The sequence below is a fragment of the Cupriavidus sp. NPDC089707 genome (assembly GCF_044748965.1).
Classification (GTDB): Bacteria; Pseudomonadota; Gammaproteobacteria; order Burkholderiales; family Burkholderiaceae; genus Cupriavidus.
In genome coordinates, this window is the sequence record NZ_JBIVHB010000056.1 from 2,257 (window position 1) to 3,672 (window position 1,416).

Sequence of the window (1,416 nt, forward strand, 5' to 3'; positions counted from 1 at the left end):
TCCTATCGCCGATATGCTGACGCGCATCCGCAACGCCCAAGGCGTGCAGAAGGCGTCGGTTGTCATGCCGTCGTCGAAGCTGAAAGTGGCAATCGCCAAGGTCCTGAAGGACGAAGGCTACATCGACGATTACGCCGTCCAGGAAGATGGCGGCAAGGCACAACTGAGCATCGGCCTGAAGTACTACGCCGGCCGTCCGGTGATCGAGCGCATCGAGCGCGTCTCGAAGCCCGGCCTGCGCGTGTACAAGGGCCGCAGCGACATCCCGCAAGTGATGAACGGCCTGGGTGTGGCGATCATCTCGACCCCGCAGGGTCTGATGACCGACCGCAAGGCTCGCGCCACTGGCGTGGGCGGCGAAGTTCTCTGCTACGTCGCTTAAGGAGAGAACCATGTCCCGTGTAGGTAAGGCTCCCATCGCGCTCCCCAAGGGCGCGGAAGTGAACGTGGCGGCTGGCGTGCTCTCCGTGAAGGGTCCGCTGGGTACGCTGTCGCAACCGATTCACAGCCTGGTCAAGGTCAATGTCGAGAACGACACGCTGACCTTCTCGCCGGCTGACGAGTCGCGTGAAGCAAACGCCCTGCAAGGCACCATGCGCGCCCTGGCGGCGAACATGGTCAAGGGCGTGACCACCGGTTTCGAGCGCAAGCTGAACCTCGTTGGCGTGGGCTACCGTGCCCAGCTGCAAGGCGCTGCGCTGAAGCTCCAGCTTGGTTTCTCGCACGACGTGATCCATGAGATGCCGGAAGGCGTGACGGCGGCAACGCCGACGCAGACCGAGATCATCATCAAGGGTGCGGACAAGCAGAAAGTCGGTCAGGTTGCCGCGGAAGTCCGCGCGTACCGTCCGCCCGAGCCCTACAAGGGCAAGGGTGTGCGTTACAGCGACGAGCGCGTCATCCTGAAGGAAACCAAGAAGAAGTAAGGGGTGCAATGATGAACAAGAAAGACGCTCGTTTGCGCCGTGCACGTCAGACCCGCGCCAAGATCGCGGAGATGAAAGTCAATCGTCTGACCGTGTTCCGTACGAATTCGCATATTTACGCCCAGGTCTTCTCGGAGTGCGGCACCAAGGTGCTGGCTTCGGCTTCGACCGCAGAGGCAGACGTCCGCAAGGAACTGACCGGCAATGGTGCTACCACCGCTGCCGCGACCGCGGTCGGCAAGCGCATCGCCGAAAAGGCGAAGGCTGCCGGCGTGGAAACCGTCGCGTTCGATCGCGCCGGCTTCCGCTTCCACGGTCGCGTGAAGGCACTGGCTGACGCTGCCCGCGAAGCCGGCCTCAAGTTCTAAGCGCACAGAGAGAGATACGTCATGGCAAAGATGCAAGCAAAAGTCCAACAGGACGAACGCGACGACGGCCTCCGCGAGAAGATGATCTCGGTCAACCGCGTCACCAAGGTGGTGAAGGGCGG

The 1,416-nt window shown here is 62.3% G+C and carries 3 protein-coding genes and 1 pseudogene; all 4 read left to right on the forward strand.

Annotated elements, in window-relative coordinates:
• On the forward strand, window positions 1-382 hold a 382-nt coding region (gene rpsH / locus ACIP1U_RS32515; RefSeq protein ID WP_400324048.1), incomplete at its 5' end, for a 30S ribosomal protein S8.
• A gap of 10 nt (window positions 383-392) precedes the next feature.
• Window positions 393-926, forward strand: a complete 534-nt coding sequence (gene rplF, locus ACIP1U_RS32520) for a 50S ribosomal protein L6 (RefSeq protein ID WP_116320346.1) — start codon at window positions 393-395, stop codon at window positions 924-926.
• A gap of 11 nt (window positions 927-937) precedes the next feature.
• Window positions 938-1,294: a 50S ribosomal protein L18 gene (gene rplR / locus ACIP1U_RS32525; RefSeq protein ID WP_026201241.1), complete on the forward strand. Its 357-nt coding sequence runs from the start codon at window positions 938-940 to the stop codon at window positions 1,292-1,294.
• A gap of 21 nt (window positions 1,295-1,315) precedes the next feature.
• Window positions 1,316-1,416: pseudogene (locus tag ACIP1U_RS32530) on the forward strand (30S ribosomal protein S5); the annotation flags it as partial.

What these genes read in the sequence shown, in the direction of transcription:
- rplR (WP_026201241.1), top strand. Translation starts at nt 938, where the DNA reads ATGAACAAGAAAGACGCTCGTTTGCGCCGTGCACGTCAGACCCGCGCC.
- rplF (WP_116320346.1), top strand. Translation starts at nt 393, where the DNA reads ATGTCCCGTGTAGGTAAGGCTCCCATCGCGCTCCCCAAGGGCGCGGAA.